Genomic DNA, 18067 nt, shown 5'->3' with positions numbered 1-18067 from the left:
CCGCGCCACGCTAGTACGGCGCCCCGGTGAACTCGTGGCGCCGGGTCACGATGGTGTCGAGCAGGCGACGTTCGGCCTCCAGTGCGTGGGCGTCGGCCGCGCTGTGGTACATCCTCAGCCGCAGCAGGGCGAGCTCGCTCGCCGCGTCCTGGAACGAGCGCATCGACGCCAGCGCCCGACGGCCGCCGGCCTGCCGGGCCCACACCCGGGCCCGGCGCCGCAGAGACATCCGCGACAGCATGTGCACCTCGGCGGGGCTCAGCCACCCCGCATCCGCGTAGGGCATCAGGTGACGCCCGATGAGCCGGCCCTCGCGGCGGCGGGCCCAGACGATGAGCCCGATGAACGCCAGGAAGATCGGCACCTCGACGAGCAGGAAGACAGCGATGAACCCGTCCCCGCCGGTGACGGCGGCGAGGTTCCAGATGCCGTGGAGCATCACGGCCAGGGCGAAACCGGTCGCGGGGGCGACCACCCGGACCATCCCGCTGCGGCTCGTGGCCGCCACGCCAACACCGATGCCGAACATGACGGTGAAGATCGGGTGGGCGAACGGCGTCACCAGGCAGCGGGCGAGGAACACCGCGGTGAGCACCTGCTCGCCGCCCTCCTGGTAGGCGAGGCCGAGGTACTGGATGTTCTCGGTGAAGGCGAACCCGGCGGCGACGATGCCGGCGTAGACCATCCCGTCGATGATGCCGTCGAACTCGCGCCGCCGCAGGCGCCAGACGAGCAGGACGAGCAGGCCCTTGGCGGCTTCCTCGACCACCGGGGCGGTGAAGACCGCGGTGACCAGCGCGGCCTGCTCGGTGTCGGTCGCCGTGGCGAAGACCACCTGCGCGCTGGTGTTGACGAGCCCGGCGAGCAGGGCGGCGATGAGGGCACCCCACAGGAACGCGGTGACGAGGTACTTCGTCGGCTCGGCCTCGTAGCGGTCGAGCCACAGGAAGGTGGGGATGACCACGGCGAGGGGAATCGCGGCCAGCAGCACCGCCAGCAGGCTCGTCACGACCCCGAGGGTCAGGCCGTAGTAGGCGGCGAGCACCAGGCCGGCGGCGGCGAAGCCCACGACCGCGAGACCCGTGATCACCCAGCCGCGCATCATCGGTCGAGGCGTCGGGTTCCCCGGCACCGGGGCCGGCTCGTAGCCGTCCGCGCTCGGCGGCCACGCGGCATACCCCTGCTGTTGCTGGCCCGTCGGTCCCCAGGTCATGCCGGAAGGCTAGTGGAGCCCGCGCGACCGGGCCCGTGTCCGGGGCGGGCCATAGGGTGTCCGGGTGACACAGAACCCCACGGAGCGCTCGGTCAACGACAGGATCGTCTGGATCGACTGCGAGATGACCGGCCTGTCCCTCGAGCGCGACGCGCTCATCGAGGTGGCGGCCCTCGTGACCGACTACGAGCTGAACCAGCTCGGCGACGGTGTCGACCTCGTCATCAAGCCCCCGGCGGAGGCGTTGGAGCAGATGGACGACTTCGTCCGCGGCATGCACACGACCTCCGGCCTGCTGGCCGACCTCGACCGCGGCATCACCCTCGAGGACGCGCAGGCCCAGGTGCTCGCCTACGTGCGCCAGTGGGTGCCCGAGCCGCGGAAGGCGCCACTGGGAGGCAACACCGTCGGCACCGACCGCGGCTTCCTGGCCAGGGACATGCCCGACCTGGAGGCCCACCTGCACTACCGCGTCATCGACGTCTCGTCCATCAAGGAGCTGTCCCGACGCTGGTACCCGCGCGCCTACTTCAACGCCCCCAAGAAGTCCGGGGGCCACCGTGCGCTCGCCGACATCCGGGAGTCGATCGCGGAGCTGCGCTACTACCGGGAAGCCGTGTTCGTGCCGGCCCCCGGGCCGGACAGCGACACGGCCAAGTCCCTGGCCGCACGCCACGTCATCGAGCCCTGAGCCGGGGCGTCGGGCTGCGGCGGCCACCGTGGAGCGCCGTCGACCGGGGGTGGTCATGAGCACCCCTGAGGAGCAGGTACGATAGGCGCCGCCGATGGCACGACCGGCAACCCGGTCGTGTCGGCATGGTGGGTGTAGCTCAGCTGGTAGAGCGCTGCGTTGTGGTCGCAGATGTCGCGGGTTCAAGTCCCGTCACTCACCCCAACGGGAGAGCGGCAGGTCATCTCAGATGGCCTGCCGCTCTCGTCGTCCGCGGCCACCCGCCCACCCCGGTCCCGCGGACTCACCGCTCCGGCTGAGACAATGCCGGTGTGTTCATGGAGTCCAGGGGCAAGACGCGCCTGATCAGGATCTCGGTGTGGGTGGCAGTGCTGTCCCTGCTGCTCGCCGTGGTCTCCTCGCTCGCCACCGCCCTGGCCGCGTCCGCCCACACGGAGCTGAGGTCGATGGCGCCGGCGTCGGGCTCCACCGCCACCACCGCGCCGACGCAGGTCGTCCTGACCTTCAGCGAGCCGGTCAGCACCCGCTTCGCCGCCGTCACCGTCACCGACGGCACCGGGGCCACCGTGACGGATGGGCGGCCCACGGTGTCCGGGGCGACCGTGACCCAGCCCCTCAGGGCGCTGCGCGACGGTTCGTATGCCGTGACGTACCGGGTGGTCAGCGAGGACGGGCACCCGGTGAGCGGACGCGCGTCGTTCAGCGTCCACCTCGAACGGACCTCCGCCACGGCACCCGCCACACCGGCGCCCTCACCCTCGGGGACCTCCGCCGCCGCGACGGCGACACCCGGCGCGCCGTCCGGGACGCCCTCACCCATCGCTTCCGCGCCCCGCGGCGTCACGCCCCAGCCGGCCGTGCCCTGGGCCCTCGCCGGGGTCATCGCGGCCGCCGTGATCGGGGGGATCGTTGCCCTGGGAAGAGGCCGGCCCCGGCGCCGATAGGACGTCGGGACAGCCGATTTCAACCTTCGGCCACACTGGTGCTAACCTCTCCATCCGTTGCGCCATTAGCTCAATTGGCAGAGCAGCTGACTCTTAATCAGCGGGTTCGGGGTTCGAGTCCCTGATGGCGCACCACCCACGAAGCCCCCAGCACACCCGATGCGCTGGGGGCTTCGGCGTGCCGTCGCGCCGAGCGTCCGGGCCGCCTCTCTGCTGCGCAACCAGGCGCCGGGCGAACCACCGGTTGGTCACGGTGCGGTGAACGGCCGGTAACGCCGAGATTTCTCTGGTCGGCGGGCGATTCGCGGGCTACGCCTTCTGGACTGTCGAAAGATCACCCGTTTGCGACAGGCCGCGCGAGCCCGGCGTTCCTACCGTCTTAACTGGACCTAAAGATGGGGCCGGGTGGGCCCCACAGTGACGACCTGCAGATGTGGGGTCGCCGCCGCGGGGACGTGCAGTCGGCGCGCCGAAGGCACACCACTCTTGGGAAGACTCCCAGGGGGCACCGCCGTGACGCATTCGCCCGAGGACGCACGACTCCGCCAGCCGTGCACGCTCCCCCACACGATCCTGGCGGTCCCGCAGATGACGGGAACGCCCTCCGTCGAAGCCCCGTCCCACACCCTTCTCCACCGAGCTGCCCGCGGGCACCGTTCGGCATTCGCAGCCTAGGGAGTACGAAGATGCGCCGGATCATTGAGGCCAGCCTGAAGTTCCGCCTGCTGGTGATCGCCCTGGCCGTTGCACTGGTCGCCGTCGGCACCGTGCAGCTGCGCAACCTGCCCGTGGACGTCCACCCCGAGTTCACGCCGACGCAGGTCGAGGTGCAGACCGAAGCCCTCGGGCTGTCCGCCGAGGAGGTGGAACAGCTCATCACCGTCCCGCTCGAGCAGGACCTCCTGGTCGGCGTGCCCTTCCTCGACGAGATCGAGTCGGCCTCGCTGCCCGGCCTCTCGTCCGTCGTCATGACCTTCGAGCCGGGCACCCCGCTGCTCGACGCCCGCCAGGTCGTGCAGGAGCGCCTGACGCAGGCGGTCGGCATCGCGGGTCTGCCCCAGGTGGCCAAGCTCCCCCAGATGATCCAGCCGGTGTCCGCCAACCGGCGCGTGGCGATGGTCCAGCTGTCCTCGGACACGTTGACACCGATCGACGTGTCGGTGCTGGCCCGGTGGGTGATCGGGCCGCGCCTGATGAGCGTGCCCGGCGTGGCCAACGTCACCGTGTGGGGCTTCCGGGACCGGCAGCTCCAGGTGCTGGTCGACCCCCAGGAGCTGCGCCAGAACAAGACGACACTGGCCCAGGTCATCGCCACCACCGGCAACGCCCTCGAAGTCTCGCCGCTGTCGTTCCTCGAGGCCTCCAACCCCGGTACGGGTGGGTTCATCGACACCGTGAACCAGCGGCTCAACATCTTCCACGAGCAGACCATCACCACGGCTGAGGAGCTCGCCAAGGTCCCGCTCGAGGCCGCGGGCGACGGCGCGCCGGCCGCCAGCTCGACCAAGACGCTCGGTGAGGTCGCCAAGGTCATCGAGAGCTCCCAGCCGCTGATCGGCGACTCCGTCTGCCCGGGCGGGGAGAAGTGCCTGTTCCTCGTCGTGGAGAAGTTCCCGGGGGCCAACACCCTGGACGTCACCAAGGGCGTGGACTCCGCCCTGGCCGCGATGAAGCCGGGCCTCGGGGACATGACGTACGACTCGTCGCTCTACCGTCCGGCCACGTTCATCGAGTCCTCCTTCGAGCACCTCGCCTGGGTCCTGCTCATCGGGGGGCTGCTGCTCCTGCTGGTGCTGGGCCTGCTCTTCTGGGACTGGCGCCGCCTGGCCATCAGCGCCGCGGCGATGGTCGTGTCCCTCGCGGCGGCAGGACTCGTCCTGTACCTCCGCGACACGACGGTCAACTTCATGGTGGCCGCCGGCCTGGTCCTGGGGCTGACCGCAGTGGTCTCCGACGCCGTCGTCGACCCGGACCGGCTCGCGCGGCGGCTCCACGCCGCCCGGGCCAAGAGCTCGGACCCGGAGGCGGCGAACCCCGCCTGGGCCACCGTGGTCTACGGATCCGCCGAGACACGGCGTGCGCTCTTCTACGCCGTGCTCATCTCCGCGGCCGCCACCGTCCCGGTCTTCTTCCTCCAGGGTGAGGGCGGGGCGTTCCTCCCGGACATCATGCTGTCGTACCTGCTCGCCGTGGCCGCGTCCATGCTGGTCGCCGTCACGCTGACGCCGGTCCTCGGCCTGATGCTGCTGGGCCGCGCCTCACGCCACGCCGCCAACGCCCCCTGGCTGCGGCGGGTGGGCCGTGGGTACGGCAGCGTCGCCCCCAGGCTGGTCACGAAGACCGGTCTCGCCCTCGGGGTGGCCGCCGTGCTCGCCGTCGCCGGCGCGGCGTCGCTGCCGTTCCTCGACACGTCGATGCGGCCCCTGCTGAAGGAGCAGGACATCCTCGTCCACCTCGAGGCCGCTCCCGGCACCTCCCTGCCGAAGATGACCGAGATCACCAAGCAGGCCGTGGACGACCTCGGGGGCCTGTCCGGAGTCGTCAACGTGGGCGGACAGGTCGGGCGCGCGATCGCGTCGGACCAGATCGTCAACGTGAACTCGGGCGAGGTCTGGGTCAAGGTGTCCCCCGACGCTGACTACGACCGCGCTGTCGCCGCCATCGAGGACACCGTCCGGGGCTACCAGGGCGTGTCCAGCGACGTCCTCACGTACTCGGAGGAGCGGGTCACCGACATCCTCGGACGCTCCAGCGAGGACCTCGTGGTGCGCGTCTACGGCGAGAACCCGGAGGTGCTGGACCAGAAGGCCGACGAGATCCAGCGCGCCCTCGCCGGCGTCGACGGTGTGGCGAAGGCCAACGTCGAGCGGGCGCTCGACGAACCCACGGTCACCGTCAAGGTCGACCTGGAGCGTGCCCAGGCAGCCGGTGTGAAGCCCGGTGACGTCCGGCGTGCCGCTGCCACGCTGATGGGTGGCATGACCGTCGGCAACCTGTTCGAGCAGCAGAAGGTCTTCGACGTGGTCGTCTGGGGAACGCCGGAGATCCGTCAGAGTGAGGCGAACATCGAGAACCTGCTCGTCGACACCCCGTCCGGTGGCCAGATCCGGATCGGTGAGGTCGCGGACGTGCAGATCGTGCAGAGCCCCACCGTGATCCGGCACGAGTCCGTGGCCACGTACCTCGACGTCACCGCTGACGTCGCGGGCCGCGACGTCGCGGGTGTCGCCGGTCAGGTCGACGAGATCGTCAAGGGCATGGAGTTCCCGCTGGAGCACCACGCCGAGCTGCTGGGCGGCTACGAGGAGCGAGTCGCGGAGCAGACGACCCTCATCGGCGTCGGGATCGCCGTGCTCATCACCATCTACCTGCTGATGCAGGCGGCGCTGCGCAGCTGGCGACTGGCCACTCTGGCCTTCGCCACGCTGCCCCTGGGCGTCGCCGGCGGTCTGGTCGCGGCCCTGCTCACCGGCGGGACGCTCACGCTGGGGTCCATCGCCGGACTCATCGCGGTCGTCGGGCTCGCGGCACGCGCCGTGGTGCCGCTGATCCGCCGCTACCAGGAGCTCGAGCGGGTCGAGGGCATGGCCTTCGGGCCCGAGCTGGTCGTGCGGGGCACGGGCGAGGGCATGGCCTCAACGATGATCGCGCTGCTCGGCACGGCGGTGCTCTTCATCCCCGTGGCGGTGTCCGGTGGGTCCGGGCTGGAGATCGTCCAGCCCATGGCCGTGGTCATCCTCGGTGGGATCGTCGCGACGATGCTGGCCACCCTGCTCGTGGTGCCCATCCTGTACGCCAAGTACGGGCTCGTCACCAACCGCGACGACTGGGCCGAGGACCTGATGGAGCCCGCCAGCCCGGAGCCGGCGCAGGCACGCACGGCGTCGCCGAGTGTGATGCAGCGGATCCGCCTGGCCTTCCTGGCCGTGCCCCTCGCGCTGACGGCGTCGGCGTGCGGCGGGCCCATCGCGGACGCGTACACCATCGCCCACGAGCCGGCGAGCGTGCAGACGGTCGCGGGCAGCGAGCACCCCCGTGTGGTCCTGGAGGAGAAGGCTGCCCAGCGGCTGGCAATCGAGACCGGCGTCGTGTCCAGGCAGGGCAGCGGCCTCGTGGTGCCCTCATCCGCCGTCTTCGTGGACCCGGAGGGGAAGTGGTGGGTCTACACCAACCCCGAGCCCCTCGCCTACGAGCGTGCGGAGATCACGGTGGCACGAGAAGCAGGGGGCAACGCCTACCTCACCAAGGGCCCGGCTGCCGGAACCAAGGTCGTGACGGTCGGGGTGCCCGAGATCTACGGAGTCGAGGACGCGGTCGGCCACTGACGCCGCGACGAGTGAGAGAGGCCGAACACCATGCGCTGGATTGTCGCGTCAAGTCTGAAGTTCCGGTTCATCGTCGTCGCCCTGACCGCGTTCCTGATGTTCTTCGGGGTCCAGCAGGTCGGCAACACCGCCGTCGACGTCTTCCCTGAGTTCGCCCCGCCCAAGGTGGAGGTCCACACGATCGCGGTCGGGCTCGCGCCGACCGAGGTGGAGGAGCTCATCACCGTCCCCCTGGAGCAGTCGTTCAACGCCATCCCCGGCGTCAACACGGTCAGGTCACGGTCGGTGGAGCAGCTGTCGCAGGTCGTCCTGCTGTTCGACAAGGGGACTGACATCCTCGAGGCACGGCAGCTCGTGTCCGAACGCATCGCCCAGGTGACGCCGACCCTGCCCACCTGGGCGGCTCCCCCCGTCATGCTGCAACCGCTGTCGGCGACCAGCCGCGTGCTGAAGATCGGCCTCTCGTCCGACGATCCGCAGATCGACATGATGGACCTCTCCATGACGGCGTACTGGAAGATCAGGTCGCGTCTGCTGCGGGTTCCCGGGGTCGCCAACGTGCCCATCTGGGGCGAGCGCCTCGACATGCTCCAGGTGCAGGCGGACCCGAAGCGGCTCGCAAAGCAGAAGGTCACGCTCGACCAGGTCATGAACGTGACCGCCGACGCGCTCGACGCCGGCCTGGTGACCTACTCGGACGGCCACTTCATCGGCCGGGGAGGATTCGTCGACGGCGCCGACCAGCGCATGCAGATCCGGCACGAGCAGACCATCGTGACGCACGAGCACCTGGCCAACCTCCCGATCGTCACCAGTGACGGCCGGCAGATCCGCCTGAGTGACGTGGCCAACCTCGTCCGGGACCACCAGCCGATGATCGGCGACGCGGTGATCAACGAGGGTGACGGTCTCATGCTCATCGTCGAGAAGCTGCCCTGGGCCAACACCCTCGACGTCACCCGCGGCATCGAGGCCGCGCTCGACGAGCTCAAGCCGGGTCTGAACGGGATCGCCGTCGACTCCCAGATCTTCCGGCCGGCGACGTTCATCGAGGACGCCATCGACAACCTCAGCAGGGCCCTCTGGCTCGGCGCGCTCCTCATGATCGGGATGCTGATCCTGTTCCTGTACTCGTGGCGCACCGCTCTGGTCAGCGTCGTGGCGATCCCCCTGTCGCTGCTCGCGGCCCTCCTCATCCTGAACTGGGCTGGTGCGACGATCAACACGATGATCCTCGCGGGCTTCGTGATCGCCCTCGGAGACATCGTGGACGACGGCATCATCGGCCTCGAGAACGTCGTCCGGCGCCTGCGAGAACACCGCGCCCAGGGCGGCACCAGGTCGACGGCCCGGGTCATCCTCGACGCGACGATGGAAGTCCGGAGTGCCATCGTCTACGCCACGGTCATCGAGGTCGTCGCGATCCTGCCGATCTTCATGCTCGCAGGGCTTTCGGGCTCGTTCTTCCAGCCGCTTGCGCTGGCCTACGCGCTGGCCCTGCTCGCGTCGATGGTCGTGGCCCTGACGGTGACCCCGGCGCTGAGCCTGATCTTCTTCCGGAGCGCGAAGTCCCTCGAGCAGCGCGAGTCGCCGGTCGTCCCGCCCATGAAGCGCGGCTACGAGCGGCTGCTCACCCGGATCGTCTACCGGCCGCGGCGGGCCTACGCCGCCGTCGGCGTCATCACGGTCGCGGGCCTCGCGGTGCTGCCGCTGCTCGGCCAGTCGCTGCTGCCGAACTTCAAGGAGCGCGACTTCCTGATGCACTGGCTGACCAAGCCGGACACCTCCCTCTCCGAGGAGGTGCGCACCACCAAGCTGGTCAACGCCGAGCTGCTCACCATCCCCGGCGTGCGCAACGCCGGGTCGCACATCGGCAACGCCCTCCTGGGTGACGAGCCCTACGGTGTCTACTTCGGCGAGAACTGGATCAGCGTCGACCGGTCCGTCGACTACGACAAGACGGTCGACAGCATCAAGGGCGTGGTGGACGGCTACCCCGGCATCTACCGCGACGTGCTCACGTACCTCAAGGAGCGCATCCGGGAGGTGCTGACGGGAAGCAGCGAGCCCATCACGATCCGCGTCTTCGGGCAGGACCTCGACCTCCTCCGGGAGAAGGCGGAGGAGGTGGACAAGGTCCTCGCGAACACCCCCGGCGTGGGTGAGCACCACGTCGACTTCCAGGACAACATCCCCCAGATCAAGGTCGAGGTGGACCTGGACCGGGCCAAGGAGTACGGCGTCAAGCCCGGTGACGTGCGGCGGGCCGCGGCGTGGCTCATGGCCGGTCAGGAGGCCGGTGACCTCTACGTCGGCGGCAAGGCGTACGACGTGCAGGTGTGGACCCCACCGGAGAGCCGGCGCAGCGTCACGGACCTGCAGAACCTGCCCATCGACACGCCCTCAGGCAGCCAGGTGAAGCTCTCGCAGGTGGCCGACATCAGCATCGAGTCCGTGGCCAACGTCGTGCACCACGAGGACCTGCTGAGGAACCTGGACATCGAGGCAGGCCTGGACGGGACGCGCGACCTCGGCGCGGTGGTCGCGGACATCGAGAAGGGCATCGCCCAGATCGACTGGCCGCTGGAGTTCCGCGCGGAGATGCTCGGGGAGTACAACGAGCGCCAGGCGGCGCAGCAGCGGCTGCTCCTCTTCGCCGGCGCGGCCGCGGTCATCATCCTGCTCCTGCTCCAGGTGTCGTACGGGAGCTGGCGGCTGGCGACCCTGTCGTTCCTGACGCTGCCGATCGCCCTCGTCGGTGGGCTGCTCGCCGCCTTCTTCTTCGGCGGCAGGGTGATCTCCCTGGGCTCGCTCGTGGGGTTCCTCACGGTGTTCGGCATCGTGGCCCGCAACGGCATCATGCTGGTCAGTCACTGCCAGCACCTCGAGGAGGAGGAGGGCGAGCCCTTCGGTCCGGGGCTGGTCATCCGCGCCGCCAAGGAGCGGCTCGTGCCGATCATGATGACGGTGCTGACGACGGGTCTGGCGCTCATCCCGCTGCTGGTCACCGGTTCCATCCCCGGCCAGGAGATCGAGCACCCCATGGCCGTGGTCATCCTCGGCGGGCTCGTCACCGCCACCTTCCTCAACCTGTTCGTCGTGCCGTCGCTGTACCTGCGCTTCGCCAAGGGCCTGCGAAAGCAGCCGCCACAGCCGCCGCAGCCGCAGCCCGCGGAGGCACCGCAGCCGGCGTGACCCGACCAGCCGGTGGGTGACGGGCGCCAGCCCGTCACCCACCGGCGCGTGCGGTATGCCGCGCACGCGCCCTCGTGCGCGTCGTGGGCCAGCGCCGGCACCGTCCTCACCCAGGCGGCATACCTCTTGGGGGTGTTTTGCCGGTTTGTCCCCGCCGCCTTGCCGTCCGCCCCTAGGGTGACCCCGACCGTTGGACACCGAGGGGGAATCCATGGGGGCTGCCGCCAGGCTCCGGCGCGCTGTCGTCGCGCTGCTCGCACCGACCGTCATCGGGGCCGCCGCCCTCGCCGCGGCACCCGGTGCCCACGCCGCCGACACGACGACGCCGACACTGACGGCCTTCTCGCTCGAGCGCTCAGCGGTCAGCGCCCCTGGGAGGGTGACCGTCCACTACGAGGCTTCGGACACCGCGGGGTCGCTGAAGCACGTCGTCTTCCGCTACCGCAACCCCGCCGGACTCACACGGGAGGCCAGGCTCGACACGGGGCCATCACTGTCGGGCAGCGTGTCGTTCGACCTCCGCGACGGGGACCGCAACGGCCTCTGGGTCCTCGAGTCCATCGCGCTGGCCGACCCTGCCGGAAACGCGATCCGGTACCTGCCCGGGGGCCCGACGAGCCTCTGGCCCACCACCACGTCAGGGCCCACGTCCCACACCTTCGACCTCGCCTCCGGGGACGTGACGGTGAGCGGCTCGAACCCCGACGTCACCCCGCCCGTGATCGCGGCGGTCGCCCTCACCCCCACCGACCTGGAGCCCACCACGGTCCTGACGGTCGACGCGCAGGTGTCCGACCGCAGTGCTGTGCGAGGGCTGAAGATCCGACTGAGGCACCGCGACCTCGGGAGCTTCGTCGACAGGGTCGACACCACGCTGCCCGGTGAGGCCGGGTCGCTCACCTTCTCCCTGGGCGACATCGCCAACGGCACCTACGACATCTTCTCCCTGTCCGCGTGGGACGAGTTCGGCAACGATGCCCTCTACCTCGCCACGGGGGAGGTGCAGGTCAGCCCCGACGACGCGACGGGCCCGTCGAGCCACGCCCTTGCCCTCACGACCACCTCCGTCTCCCTGTCGGGCTCCCCCCTCGACCGTGAGCCTCCGGTCCTGACCGCGATCACGCCGCCGACCGGACTCGTGGACCCGCAGTCGCCCCTGGCTGCGAGCTACAGCGTCGAGGACGCCTCGACGCTGCGCCACGTCGACCTGACGTACGCGGGCCCGGACGGCGCTCTCTGGAGGCTCGAGGTGAACGCGACGCTTCCCCTGACCGGGAGCGTGACGAGGACCGCCCCCACCACGGCGGGGACGTACACCCTGCGTTCCGTCACCGTGTACGACTCGGCGGGGAACGTGAACTTCTACTCGGTGGACGGCACGGTCACCCGGGGGCCCGGCGGCCGGGTCACGAGCCATTCCCTCGACCTCGCCTCGTCGTTCACCGTACGGCCGCTGCCGCCGTCCACACCGCCGCAGCCGGCCGCGTTCCCGGTGAGCGGGGCCATCAACCTGTCCTGGGGGCCCGAGCCGACCCTGGCGCCCATCACCAGGTACACGGTGACGGTCTCGCCCGGGGGTCGGGTCATCACGCTTCCGGCCACGGCCAACGGCGTCCTCGTCACGGGCCTGGCCAACGGGACGACCTACACGCTCGACGTGACGGCCTCGGGCCCTCACGCCACCAGTGCGGCAGCGAGGGCCACGGCCACACCCAGGATGTCGCCTCGCATCATCGGCACCGGTGACCTCTCCGGTGACGGCCGCAACGACATCGTGGCCGCGAGCAGCGCGGGCCCTCTGTTCCTCTACCGGGGCAACGGTGCCTCGGGATTCGGCTGGGGCCGTGTGGACCTGGGGAACTGGACGTCTCCTCCCACCCCGATGACGTGGGTGGGGGACTTCGACGGTGACCTCGTCTCGGAGGTCATGTCCGTCGAGGGCGACACGCTGGAGGCCGTCAGCATCCACCGTGGCGACGGGCGGTCCGCCCGCACCTACGGCTCGCGTGGCTGGCGCACGATGCGCTTGCTCGTCGGCCCGGGCGACTTCACCGGCGACCGCCGGGCCGACCTGCTCGTCGTCACCGCCACCGGCGACCTGCGCCTCTACCCCGGCAACGGCCGCGGTGGCTTCCAGCCCACCCGTACCATCGGCCGCGGGTGGAACACCTACCTCACCGTCTTCTCCCCCGGCGACTTCACCGGCGACGGCCGCAGCGACGTCCTCGCCGTCGACAGGGCCGGCGACCTCTACCTCTACCGCGGCAACGGCAAGGGTGGCTTCGCCGCGGCCCGGCAGCGAATCGGCAAGGGCTGGGCGGGGTTCATGGCCGTCCACTCCCCCCGGGACTTCAGCGGCGACCGGCGCAGCGACGTCATCGCGGCGACCATGACCGGCGACCTCTACCTCTACCGCGGCAACGGCACCGGCGGCTTCTCCGGTGCCCGCACGAAGATCGGCACCGGCTGGCAGGTCTTCCGCTAGCCGGACGGCTGGGGAGGACGGCTGCTCGTCCCGGCCGGCGGCGTCCACCGTGCGAGACGGCCTCGGCCCGTGGTGGACGCGGCGGTGTCGCACCTGTTCCACTGGTGCCATGTCTTCGAGCACCGCACGCGTGCGCCGCCCCATGCAGGTCATGGGCCGCTGCGCCATGCGGTGTCGCTGCTGCGCCTGAGCCCCGAGCCCGCACCAGCCTGGCGCCGACGAGCGCCCCACCTCCCGGAGACCACCATGGAAGCCAGCCACACGGCATACCGACGGATCCACGTCGACCTGCTCCACACGACCAGCGCCCTGTGTCGGCGAATGCGCGCCACCGCACTCGCCCCCGCACACCCCGCTGACCCCAGGAGCACCCATGACCCTCACCGCCGCCGGCACCCCCGGCATCAGCCGCTTCACCACGCAGCAGCTGCTGCGCACCGCACGCCTGTTCGCCACTGACCCCGAGCTCGGGACGCTGGTCGACCCCACCGCGACCCGGAGGCAGTGGCACCTGCTCGACGCCACGGCCCACCTGCAGATCTGGCTGCTGGCCTGGCCTCCCGGGACCGGGACGGGGTGGCACGACCACGCCGAGTCCACCGGGGCCTTCCTCGTCGTCGACGGCCTGCTGACCGAGCGCACGTGGGCCGGCGGCCGGGTCCAGGAGCGCCTGCTCGCCGAGGACGAGGGCCGGACCTTCGGCTCGCGCCACATCCACCACGTCGCCAACCCCACCGACGCGCTGGCCCTCTCGCTCCACGTCTACTCGCCGGCGCTGACGCACCTGACGAGGTACGCGCTGCGCGACGGACGCCTCGACGCGGTCGGCGTGGAGCGGGCAGGTGAGGACTGGTGACCACCACCGTGGCCGTGCAGGCTCCCGCGAGGGCACCACTCTGGGAGACAACGCTCTTCAGCGACGGGCCCGTCCGCGGAGCCGGGCGAGGCTGGGAGGCGCCGACCTATGACGGGGTCGACGACCAGCTCGCCGACGCCCGGACCCGGCTGCACCGGGTCAGCGCACGTGCGGCGTTCCAGGAGGTCCTCCACCAGCGCGCGGTGCTCGTCGACATCCGGCCGGCGGCGCAACGCCGTGCCGAGGGGGAGGTGGCACCGTCACTGCGGCCGCTGGTGGTCGAGCGCAACGTGCTCGAGTGGCGGCTCGACCCCCGGCACGAGGCCCGGCTCCCCATCGCTGCACTCGACCGCCGGGTCATCGTGATCTGCCAGGAGGGCTACACCTCGTCACTGGCTGCGGATGCGTTGGTGCGCTTGGGAATCCGGCGCGCGACCGATGTGGTGGGCGGCTTCCGCGCCTGGCGCGAGGCGGGCATGCCGACGGCCTGAGCGGGCGTATACCGCGGGGCCGGCCGGGCGGCGTACCCCGCCGTGGTCAGAGGTAGAGGCCGGTCTGGCCGTCCTGGACCCGTTGGGCCGCCACGGCGTGGATGTCCCGCTCGCGCAGGAGGACGTAGTCCTTGGACTGCAGCTCGACCTCGGCACGGTCCTCCGGGTCGAACAGCACACGGTCGTCGATCTTGACCTGGCGGACGTTGGCACCGACCGCCACGACCGTGGCCCAGGCCAGCCGCTTGCCCACGCTCGCAGTGGCCGGGATGACGATGCCGCCGCCGGAGCGGCGCTCGCCGCCCTCGCCCTCCATGGACACCAGCACGCGATCGTGCAGCATCCGGATGGGAAGCCGGTCTGGTGCCGGCCCGTCAGCCACGGTGACGGCGCCAGGCGCCGAGGCCGATCAGGGCCACTGCTGCCGCAGCCAGCGCGGCAATCCGCTCGGTGCGCAGGTCGCCCGACTCGGTCTGGGTCGCCTCGGTGAACTTCGCCTTGAGCGACTCGGCCTGGCGCCGGGCGATCTCCTTGGGTGCGGTGCGGGTGTGCAGCTCGTCGACGGTGGTCGCGAGTCGCTCGCGGGCGGCGGCGATCTCTGCCTCGATCTGCTCCACCGACCTGATGGGGGTGACCTCGCTCATCGCTCCTCCTTCAATCGCGTCAGGACCGTGCTCGCCCGGGCGGCTCAGGCGAGCCCGAGGTCGCGGCGCAGCTTGGCGACGTGGCCGGTGGCCTTCACGTTGTACCAAGCGTGCGAGACGACGCCGGCTTCGTCCACCACCACGGTGCTGCGGATCACGCCCTCGACGACCTTGCCGTAGAGCTTCTTCTCGCCGAAGGCGCCCCACTCCTTCATGACGGTCCTGTCCGTGTCGGAGAGCAGGGTGATGGTGAGGCCGTCGCGCTCGCGGAACTTCGCGAGCTTCTCGGGCTTGTCCGGCGAGATGCCGACCACCTCGTGACCCTCGGCACGCAGCGCGTCGAGGCTGTCGCTGAAGTCGCAGGCCTGGGTGGTGCAGCCCGGGGTCATGGCCGCCGGGTAGAAGTAGACGATCACGGTACGCCCGCGCAGGTCTGAGAGGCGCACCTCGCCGCCCCGGTCGTCGGGCAGCGTGAAGTCGGGGGCGGCGTCCCCGGGGGTCAGTCGCTCGCTCAACAGGTGCTCCTCGCTCGCGCGCTCGTTATTGCAAATCATTTGCAATAAGATGGTGGCCGATCGGTGACCAACGTATCCCAGCTCGCCCGACCCCACCTCAGGAGCCTGCTCATGCACGTGCCCGACGGAATCCTCGACGCGCCCACCTCGGTGGGCACCGCCGTCGTCGCGACCATCGGTGTCGGCCTCGCGCTCCGGGGAGCGCGCCGCGAGCTCGACGACCGCACCGCCCCCCTGGCCGGTCTGGTGGCGCTGTTCGTCTTCGCGTCGCAGATGCTGAAGTTCCCGGTCGCCGCCGGCACCTCCGGGCACCTGCTCGGGGGCGCGCTCGCGGCGGTCCTCATCGGCCCGTGGACGGCGACCCTCGCGCTCGCCGTCGTGCTGCTCGTGCAGTCCCTGGCCTTCGCCGACGGGGGCGTCACCGCCTTGGGCACCAACGTCACACTGCTCGGCATCGTGGGCGTGTGGGTCGGGTGGCTCGTCTTCGTGGGAGTGCGAGCCCTCCTGCCGAAGCGGCCTGCGTCGGTGGTCCCCGCGGCCGCCGCCGGTGCGCTGGTCTCGGTGCCTGCGGCCGCCCTGGTCTTCACAGCCCTGTTCGCCATCGGTGGCCAGGTGCCGGTGCCGCTCGACAGGCTCGCCGCGGCCATGGTGGGTGTGCACACCCTCATCGGCGTGGGCGAGGCGGTCATCACCGCACTCGCGGTCTCCAGCATCGTGGCCGTCCGGCCCGACCTCGTCCACGGCGCCCGGCGCACGCTCGCCCAGCGCCCCCTCACGATCCGCGAGAAGGTGCCGGCGTGACCTCCCAGCCGCCAACGCAGCCCGAGACCGTCGTTCCGGAGCACCCACGCCGGCGGACGTCGACCCGAACCCTTCTCGTGGTCGGTGTGCTGGTGTCCCTGCTGTTGGCCGGCATCGGCTCCTTCTACTCCTCCGCCCTGCCCGACGGCCTCGAGTTCGTGGCCGAGCAGACCGGTTTCGCGGACTCGGCCCAGGAGCACGCCGCCGCCGACTCACCGTTCGCCGACTACGCCACCCAGGGCGTCGACAACCCACGGCTGTCGGGCGGCCTCGCCGGTGTCGTCGGCTCCGTGCTGGTGCTGGTGGTCGCCGGAGGGCTCTTCCTGATGCTGCGACGCCGCGACGACGTGCCGACGCGACGCGGGGACTGAGATGGGCGCCGGCCACGGCCACCGCCTCCACTACCACGGGCACTCGGCCGTCCACAGGCTTCCCGCCCACGTCAAGATCCTCGCGGTCCTGGTCTTCGTCGTGGCGGTCGTGCTCACGCCGCGTGAGACCTTCTGGGCCTTCGGCGTCCACCTCCTGATCGTGCTCGTCGCCGTGGCCGCCTCACGCGTGCCGGTGCGCCACCTCGCCACGCGGATGCTGGTCGAGGTGCCGGTCCTCGTCTTCGCCCTGCTGCTGCCGTTCCTCGCCACCGGACCGCGCGTCGAGGTCGGGCCGCTGAGCCTCTCCCAGGCCGGTCTGCTGGGGGCCTGGGCCCTGGTCGCCAAGGCCACCCTGGGACTCATGGCCTCTCTCGTGCTGGCCACCACGACCGAGCCCCGGGACGTCGTGGCAGGTCTCGAGCGGCTCCGCCTGCCCCACCAGCTCGTCCAGATCATGGGCTTCATGGTGCGGTACCTCGAGGTCGTGACCGGCGAGCTGCACCGCATGCGGGTGGCCCGCGACTCGCGAGGTTTCCGGTCCCGTTCGCTCGGCGCGTGGCCGGTGCTGGCCTCCACGGCCGGTGCCCTGTTCATCCGGTCCTACGAGCGCGGCGAGCGGATCCACCTGGCCATGCTGGCGCGCGGCTACTCGGGCCGTATGCCGGCGACGCACCGACTCACCGCCACCGCCGCGCAGTGGCGGCAGGCCGGCATACTGCCGGCGGCTGCCCTGGCCACCCTCCTGGCCGCGGTGGCGGTGTGAGCACCCCCGTTCTGGACGTGCGCGGCCTGGCGTACGCGTACCCGGACGGCCACCAGGCGCTGTTCGGTGTCGATCTCCATGTGCACCAGGGCGAACGCGTCGCGCTGCTCGGCCCGAACGGCGCGGGCAAGACGACGCTCGTGCTGCACCTCAACGGCATCCTCACCGCCGGCGCCGGGTCCGTCACGGTGTCGGGCCTGCCGGTGAGCCGCGAGAACCTCATGGAGATCCGGCGCCGGGTCGGCGTGGTGTTCCAGGACCCCGACGACCAGCTGTTCATGCCGTCGGTGCGCGAGGACGTCGCGTTCGGCCCGGCCAACCTCGGGATCCGCGGCCACGCCCTCGAGTCACGGGTCGTCGACGCGCTCGACCGGGTCGGGATGGTCGACTTCATCGACCGCCCGCCTCACCACCTCTCCTTCGGCCAGCGCCGGCGCGTGGCCGTGGCGACCGTCCTCGCCATGGCGCCCGAGGTCCTCGTCCTCGACGAGCCGTCCTCGAACCTCGACCCGGCGTCGCGGCGCGAGCTCGCGGACATCCTCCGCTCGCTCGATGTCACGGTGCTGATGGTCACCCACGACCTCCCCTACGCCTACGAGCTGTGCCCGCGCTCGGTCGTGCTCTCCGACGGTGCGGTCGTCGCCGACGGCAGCACGCGGGACGTCCTCACCGACGACGAGCTGATGAGGGCACACCGCCTCGAGCTGCCGTTCGGGTTCGATCCCCGGTCGATCCCGGCGCCCTGACCGCCGAACCGCTACCCCCGTCTCGTC

15 protein-coding genes and 2 tRNA genes are annotated in these 18067 nt (G+C 71.0%); 13 read left to right on the top strand and 4 right to left on the bottom strand.

The window, feature by feature from the left end:
• Positions 1–10 precede the first annotated feature (10 nt).
• Positions 11–1213: a PrsW family intramembrane metalloprotease gene (locus VIB11_RS03605; protein ID WP_332028437.1), complete on the bottom strand. Its 1203-nt coding sequence runs from the start codon at positions 1211–1213 to the stop codon at positions 11–13.
• Positions 1214–1277: 64 nt separating this feature from the next.
• Here VIB11_RS03605 and orn point away from each other — a divergent pair, with 64 nt between their 5' ends.
• The 9 genes from orn (at position 1278) to VIB11_RS03560 (ending at position 14200) form a co-directional block, all read left to right on the top strand.
• Positions 1278–1904 (top strand): oligoribonuclease, encoded by a 627-nt coding sequence (gene orn / locus VIB11_RS03600; protein ID WP_332028435.1) that lies wholly within the window; start codon positions 1278–1280, stop codon positions 1902–1904.
• A gap of 128 nt (positions 1905–2032) precedes the next feature.
• Positions 2033–2108, top strand: a tRNA-His gene (locus tag VIB11_RS03595).
• A gap of 113 nt (positions 2109–2221) precedes the next feature.
• Positions 2222–2848 (top strand): copper resistance CopC family protein, encoded by a 627-nt coding sequence (locus tag VIB11_RS03590; RefSeq protein ID WP_332028500.1) that lies wholly within the window; start codon positions 2222–2224, stop codon positions 2846–2848.
• A 59-nt stretch (positions 2849–2907) separates the two neighbouring features.
• Positions 2908–2983, top strand: a tRNA-Lys gene (locus tag VIB11_RS03585).
• A gap of 551 nt (positions 2984–3534) precedes the next feature.
• Complete coding sequence (locus tag VIB11_RS03580) at positions 3535–7173, top strand: efflux RND transporter permease subunit (protein ID WP_332028433.1); 3639 nt, start codon at positions 3535–3537, stop codon at positions 7171–7173.
• A 30-nt stretch (positions 7174–7203) separates the two neighbouring features.
• The gene (locus VIB11_RS03575) at positions 7204–10368 is read left to right on the top strand and encodes an efflux RND transporter permease subunit (RefSeq protein ID WP_332028431.1); all 3165 of its coding nucleotides are present in this window, start codon (positions 7204–7206) and stop codon (positions 10366–10368) included.
• Between the two features lie 211 nt (positions 10369–10579).
• On the top strand, positions 10580–12853 hold the full coding sequence (locus VIB11_RS03570; RefSeq protein WP_332028429.1) for an FG-GAP-like repeat-containing protein: 2274 nt from the start codon (positions 10580–10582) through the stop codon (positions 12851–12853).
• 373 nt (positions 12854–13226) lie between these two features.
• A complete protein-coding gene (locus tag VIB11_RS03565) occupies positions 13227–13709 on the top strand; it encodes a cysteine dioxygenase family protein (protein ID WP_332028427.1) in 483 nt (160 codons plus the stop codon).
• Positions 13706–14200: a rhodanese-like domain-containing protein gene (locus tag VIB11_RS03560; RefSeq protein ID WP_332028425.1), complete on the top strand. Its 495-nt coding sequence runs from the start codon at positions 13706–13708 to the stop codon at positions 14198–14200. The genes VIB11_RS03565 and VIB11_RS03560 overlap by 4 nt, the downstream gene beginning before the upstream one ends.
• Positions 14201–14246: 46 nt before the next feature.
• Here the strand turns inward: VIB11_RS03560 and VIB11_RS03555 are convergent, their stop codons facing one another.
• The 3 genes from VIB11_RS03555 to bcp are packed head-to-tail and all read right to left on the bottom strand — an operon-like array spanning position 14247 to position 15359.
• The gene (locus VIB11_RS03555; protein WP_332028423.1) at positions 14247–14543 is read right to left on the bottom strand and encodes a co-chaperone GroES; all 297 of its coding nucleotides are present in this window, start codon (positions 14541–14543) and stop codon (positions 14247–14249) included.
• Positions 14544–14574: 31 nt separating this feature from the next.
• Entirely contained in the window at positions 14575–14844 is a 270-nt protein-coding gene (locus VIB11_RS03550) for a DUF3618 domain-containing protein (RefSeq protein WP_332028421.1), read from the bottom strand.
• A gap of 44 nt (positions 14845–14888) precedes the next feature.
• Complete coding sequence (gene bcp / locus VIB11_RS03545; protein ID WP_332028419.1) at positions 14889–15359, bottom strand: thioredoxin-dependent thiol peroxidase; 471 nt, start codon at positions 15357–15359, stop codon at positions 14889–14891.
• A gap of 63 nt (positions 15360–15422) precedes the next feature.
• Here bcp and VIB11_RS03540 point away from each other — a divergent pair, with 63 nt between their 5' ends.
• Genes VIB11_RS03540 through VIB11_RS03525 form a run of 4 tightly spaced genes read left to right on the top strand, consistent with a single transcriptional unit; the run spans position 15423 to position 18040 of the window.
• Positions 15423–16160 carry an energy-coupling factor ABC transporter permease gene (locus VIB11_RS03540; RefSeq protein WP_332028417.1) on the top strand — a complete coding sequence of 246 codons (738 nt, stop codon included), beginning with the start codon at positions 15423–15425 and terminating at the stop codon, positions 16158–16160.
• Positions 16157–16531, top strand: coding sequence for a PDGLE domain-containing protein (locus VIB11_RS03535; protein ID WP_332028415.1), 375 nt, complete (start codon positions 16157–16159; stop codon positions 16529–16531). The genes VIB11_RS03540 and VIB11_RS03535 overlap by 4 nt, the downstream gene beginning before the upstream one ends.
• Before the next feature lies 1 nt (position 16532).
• Entirely contained in the window at positions 16533–17294 is a 762-nt protein-coding gene (cbiQ, locus tag VIB11_RS03530; RefSeq protein WP_332028413.1) for a cobalt ECF transporter T component CbiQ, read from the top strand.
• Positions 17291–18040, top strand: a complete 750-nt coding sequence (locus tag VIB11_RS03525; protein ID WP_332028411.1) for an ABC transporter ATP-binding protein — start codon at positions 17291–17293, stop codon at positions 18038–18040. Before cbiQ ends, VIB11_RS03525 begins: the two co-directional genes overlap by 4 nt.
• The last annotated feature ends 27 nt before the right edge of the window (positions 18041–18067 follow it).

This window comes from Pedococcus sp. (assembly GCF_036554925.1).
Taxonomy (GTDB): Bacteria; Actinomycetota; Actinomycetes; order Actinomycetales; family Dermatophilaceae; genus Pedococcus_A.
The sequence above is the reverse complement of the archived record's forward strand: the minus strand, read 5'-3'. Positions and strand labels throughout refer to the sequence as shown.